At 64.7% G+C, this 4419-nt stretch carries 7 protein-coding genes; 5 read left to right on the top strand and 2 right to left on the bottom strand.

The features are described 5' to 3' along the window. A partial coding sequence (locus tag AC1DU6_RS21380; RefSeq protein ID WP_477859443.1) for a response regulator transcription factor occupies positions 1 to 363 on the top strand: 363 nt, incomplete at its 5' end. A 54-nt stretch (positions 364 to 417) separates the two neighbouring features. Here AC1DU6_RS21380 and AC1DU6_RS21385 read toward each other — a convergent pair. Continuing rightward, positions 418 to 921 carry a hypothetical protein gene (locus tag AC1DU6_RS21385; RefSeq protein WP_457323590.1) on the bottom strand — a complete coding sequence of 168 codons (504 nt, stop codon included), beginning with the start codon at positions 919 to 921 and terminating at the stop codon, positions 418 to 420. A gap of 225 nt (positions 922 to 1146) precedes the next feature. On the opposite strand from AC1DU6_RS21385, the gene AC1DU6_RS21390 reads away from it, so the two are divergent. Then, the gene (locus tag AC1DU6_RS21390; RefSeq protein WP_477859445.1) at positions 1147 to 1764 is read left to right on the top strand and encodes a BON domain-containing protein; all 618 of its coding nucleotides are present in this window, start codon (positions 1147 to 1149) and stop codon (positions 1762 to 1764) included. 87 nt (positions 1765 to 1851) lie between these two features. Here AC1DU6_RS21390 and AC1DU6_RS21395 read toward each other — a convergent pair whose 3' ends face one another. Beyond that, positions 1852 to 2400 carry a hypothetical protein gene (locus AC1DU6_RS21395; protein ID WP_457325839.1) on the bottom strand — a complete coding sequence of 183 codons (549 nt, stop codon included), beginning with the start codon at positions 2398 to 2400 and terminating at the stop codon, positions 1852 to 1854. Positions 2401 to 2578: 178 nt separating this feature from the next. Here AC1DU6_RS21395 and AC1DU6_RS21400 point away from each other — a divergent pair, with 178 nt between their 5' ends. The 3 genes from AC1DU6_RS21400 to AC1DU6_RS21410 form a co-directional block, all read left to right on the top strand. Next, on the top strand, positions 2579 to 2728 hold the full coding sequence (locus tag AC1DU6_RS21400) for a hypothetical protein (protein WP_157281602.1): 150 nt from the start codon (positions 2579 to 2581) through the stop codon (positions 2726 to 2728). Between the two features lie 62 nt (positions 2729 to 2790). Next, positions 2791 to 3582, top strand: a complete 792-nt coding sequence (locus AC1DU6_RS21405; protein WP_457325840.1) for a ThuA domain-containing protein — start codon at positions 2791 to 2793, stop codon at positions 3580 to 3582. A gap of 60 nt (positions 3583 to 3642) precedes the next feature. Further along, a partial coding sequence (locus AC1DU6_RS21410; RefSeq protein ID WP_477859447.1) for an MCP four helix bundle domain-containing protein occupies positions 3643 to 4419 on the top strand: 777 nt, incomplete at its 3' end.

The following is a 4419-nucleotide window of genomic DNA, read 5'->3' on the forward strand; positions in this document are numbered from 1 at the left end:
CCGGTTATCCGCGAGAACCTGGCGGGCACGCTCGAGGAAATGGCCAACGTCGAAGTCATCGGCAGCGCCGGCGATGAGGAGTCGGCCGTGCATTGGATGAGCCGAGAGGCCGCCCAGAAGGCCGATGTGGTCATCGTCGATATCTTCCTGAATTCCGGCAACGGTCTGGGCGTGCTGCGTGCGGCCCAGCGTTTGGGCATGGCGGCGCGCCGCATCGTGCTGACCAATTACGCGACCGAGGACATGCGCCGCCGGTGCGCCACACTGGGCGCAGAGCGCGTGTTCGATAAGTGCCGCCAGCTCGACGAACTGATCAACTATTGCGCCGATCTGGCTGCCGGGCGATCTCCGCAGATGGCGTAGTCAACCCAACCGACGGTCGATGACAGGTGGGCGCTCAGGCGCCCGCTTTGCCGTTCACCAGGTCGCTGAATAGCTAAGCATGACGCGGCGGGCCTGCGGGCGCAACGTCAGCCGGCTTTGTGAACTCAGCTGGTACGAGAACGCACCGCGCAAGCCAGTCAAGCCTTCTCCCTTTGGGCGTTCGAAAGCCATGCGCGATGCCCAGCCGCTGTCACGCTGCCAGACCGGTGTTTCCACACCGCCGCTCAACCTGGTGTTGAAGTTGTAGCTGACGCCAGCCCACAGGGCCTCGCGCACGGCGGCTTGCGGCCCGAGCTGCGCGGGTGAGCGAAGTTGCTGTTCGAGCCCCAGCTGATAGCGCCAGCGCGAGCGTTCGCGCTGGCGACTGAGCCATTGCGGGTCGCGCCAGTTCAGCTCGGGGTCCGATGCGTATTGCGGCGTCGCTTGGCTGGCCAGACCGATACCAGCGCCCATACCGCTACTGGCTGGCGCACCCTGGGCATGAACACCTTGGACGAGAGACAGGCCGAGCAGCGGGAAGAGCAGGCGGAGATTCATGGCGCAGCACTTCAAGGTTTGATGAGTCGGATGATGGGTGGCGAGCTTCATCGGCGGTGTCGGCCTGCGGCAGTAGCAGCTATCGGACAACGGGAAGCCCGCATGCACGCGCCGATGCAGTGGCGCGCGGTCCTACAGCCTGCGACTGCACTCGCTGACGGGTGGGGCCATGGCCGCCAGCCAGACTTGCAGCGTGAGGCCCACCGGGCCCGTCAGGAGATCGCCATGAAACCCGTCACAAGCCCCCACGCCGACGACTGGCGCGCCCGTCTGCCGCCTTATGGTGAGTCCACCGATCCTGCCGTCGCACCGCCCGTACGCCGCTTGCGCGACGACGAGAGACCTCGCAGGCGCTCTAGCGCTGGCGCCTGGCTCCTCGCACTGGGCCTGGGCGCCGCTATCACGGCGATCACCGTTGCCACCCTGCAAGACTCCCGCACCCCGGGCACCCAGCTCGATGACGCGATTGCGAGCGTGCGCAACTTCGGCCATCGCATCGGTCAAACGGTCACGGATTCTCAGAACGCGGCCGTCGAGGCCTCGCGCAGCGCCGTGGACGGCGTTGGCACGGCCATCGATGACACGGGCATCAGTCTCAAGGTCAAGACGGCGCTTGCTGCCGACCCGGCCCTCAGCGCGCCGCGGATTGAGGTGACGACGACAGGCGGCATCGTGCGTCTGGAAGGCCCGGCCCCCGATGCGGCCGCCAAGGAGCGCGCCACGGTGCTGGCCGGAGCCCCACAGGGCGTGCGTGGCGTGGATAACCGCCTGACTCTGCCGCAGGCAGGGCGCGTGGTCGCGGTGGCGGACGGCATGYCCGCCGCGGCCAGTGCGGCGCATTGAACGTTTCTCCAGGTGCGAAAACGCCGGCTCTCGAGCCGGCGTTTTTTCGTCATGCCACCGCTGCGGTATCGCAGCGGTGGCGCCTCATCACTGGAAGTAGCGGGCCTTGGCGCTGGCCTGGCAGCTGTCCTTGGCGTCGCCCGATAGCGAATCGCAGCGTTCGTTGGCGACCTTGTAGTCGGCCTTCAGCTTGGTCTCAAGCGCATCGGACTGCGCGGTGGCGACCTTCTTGTTGGCCTTCAGGTCGGCCTTGGCCTTGTCATGCTCGGCCTTGGCTTCGGCGACGCAGACGTCCTTGGCATTGCCGGACTTGTCATCGCACATTTCCTTGGCCAGCTTGTAGCGTGCCTCGTAGCGGGACTCCAGGTAATCGTTGTGATCCTTGACCGTGCCGGTGTACTGGTATTCGAGGTTGGCCAGGGCGACCTTTTCATGAGCCTTGGCGCGCTCGACGCACACATCCTTGGCATTGCCCGCCAGCGAGCCACATTTGTCGCGCTCAGCCTTGAACATGGCCTTGACCTCATCCTTGGCCTGCGAATAGACCGGCTTGGTCAGATTGGCCGAAGCCGTGCCGGCAAGGCCGACCAGTGCGAGGGCACACAAAAGGCGGGAGGTGCGGATTTGCTTCGTCATGGGGATCTCCTTTGGCTTGATGGGTGGCAGCGTCATGCCTTCAACAGGGCAGGTGCCACGCCGCTGAGCTTATGAATCCGCCCGTGCTGGCCGTGTCGGCGTCGCGGCCCTACAAAGGTCGGACGACGCCGCGTGGGCGAAGCTCGGGTGAGGCCTTGAGTAATGCTCATGTTTCTGGATGGCGCTCATCCGCCTCGCCTGCTCGTTCGTGATGGGCCTGCTGGTGTGCAGGATGACGCTGCGCCGCCGCATTCCCTTCGCCTTCGCCGCGCTGTCATTCGATGCGTCGGTCACACTGCCCGCCGCCGCCGCCGAAAGCCGAAGCTGAGACCGTCCGATGCCAGAGCGGGGACGACGGCCTCTGAATCTCACCCAATTGGAGATTGACCGATGAAATGCTTTATCTGGCTCACATGCCTCGCCGCCATGGCTTGCGGGGTGGTCACCGACGCCCTGGCCGCGCCGCCCAAGAAGCTTCTCATCGTCACGACGACGATGGGCTTTCGCCACAGCTCCATCGAGACGGCGGAACGCGTGCTGGCGTCGCTCGGACAGTCGTCCGGCTCGTTTGACGTGGAGCTGGCGGCCGTCACGCCCGTCGAAGGCACCGCTGCGGCGGTCTACGCCGAGCAGGTCAGAACCATGCTGGAGCGCAAGCTGAATCCTGCGGCGCTGAAGCGCTACGACGGCATCGTCTTCGCCAGCACCACGGGCGAGCTGCCACTGCCCGACAAGGAGGCCTTCATCCAATGGATCAGGGACGGCGGCGCCTTCATCGGCATCCACAGCGCCACCGACACCCTGCACGCCTACCGCCCCTACATCGACATGCTGGGCGGCGAGTTCGACTATCACCGCGAGCAGGTGAGCATYGAAGCCCTCAACCGCGACGCCTCGCACCCGGCGAACCGCCATCTGCCCGTCACCTGGACCCTTGATGGCAAGCTTGAAGAGATCTACGTCTTCAAAAATCATGACCCCGCTGGCGTGCACGATCTGCTCGTGCTGGATCGGCATCCGAACACCCACGCGCCCGGGCACTTTCCGATTTCCTGGTGCCGGAACTTCGGCAAGGGCCGGGTGTTCTACACAGCGCTGGGCCACAACGAGCATGTGTGGCTCATGCCAGCCTTCCAAAGTCACGTGCTGGGCGGCATCGCGTGGGCACTGGGGCTCAAGTAGTCGTATAAATCGGTGGTCTGGCGATGCAGACCAGTTCTCTCATACCAACAGGAGGCGGCCATGAAAGCTGCGACAGACTGGAAGATTGGGACCCGTCTGACAGCGGGATTTGCAATGGTCATCGCGTTGCTGGCCGCGCTGGCCATCATCGGCGTGACGAAGATCAACGCGGTGAATGGCAGCACCGAAATCATCCTGCACGACCGTTTCGTCAAGGTGTCGCTGGCTCACCTCATCGAGAACGAGGTGAACGCGCAGCTGCGAGCCATCAGGACGGCATTGATCGCCTCCGACAAAGGGGTTGTCGACAAGGAGCTGGCCAAGATCGAGGCCTCCGTGCCCGTGGTGAACGACGCCATCCAGAAGCTGACGGCTACCGTGCACAGCGAGCGGGGCCGAGCGGCCTTGCAGGCGCTGGTCGACGGCCGGGCGAAATTCAAGGAACACCAGGCGCCTCTGATTGAAATGATCAAGGCCGGAAAGGTCGAGGACGGGCGCACAGAACTCATCACCGGCATCCTGCCGGTGCAAGGCGTCTATCTGCATGCGGTCGAGGAGTTCGCCAGGTCCCAGACCGAGAGCATGGAGCAGTTTGGCGCCGAGGCCAAGGAAACCGCCGCTGCAGCGAAGATCCTCACGATCGTGCTATCGGCTGTCGCCGTGGGCCTTGCAACCCTGATCGCCGTCTTGCTGAGCCGCTCGATCACGAGGCCGATCGCCGAGGCGCTGCACGTCGCCGAAACCGTTGCGTCCGGCGACTTGACCTCGGAGATCAAGTCGCATGGCCGGGACGAAACGGGCCAACTGCTGCTGGCGCTGCATTCGATGAATCAGAGC

This window comes from Roseateles sp. P5_B10 (assembly GCF_056400485.1).

Bases quoted from the DNA above. Each gene is read 5' to 3' on its own strand.
- AC1DU6_RS21385 (WP_457323590.1), bottom strand. From the start codon at position 921: ATGAATCTCCGCCTGCTCTTCCCGCTGCTCGGCCTGTCTCTCGTCCAA.
- AC1DU6_RS21395 (WP_457325839.1), bottom strand. From the start codon at position 2,400: ATGACGAAGCAAATCCGCACCTCCCGCCTTTTGTGTGCCCTCGCACTG.
- AC1DU6_RS21400 (WP_157281602.1), top strand. From the start codon at position 2,579: ATGGCGCTCATCCGCCTCGCCTGCTCGTTCGTGATGGGCCTGCTGGTG.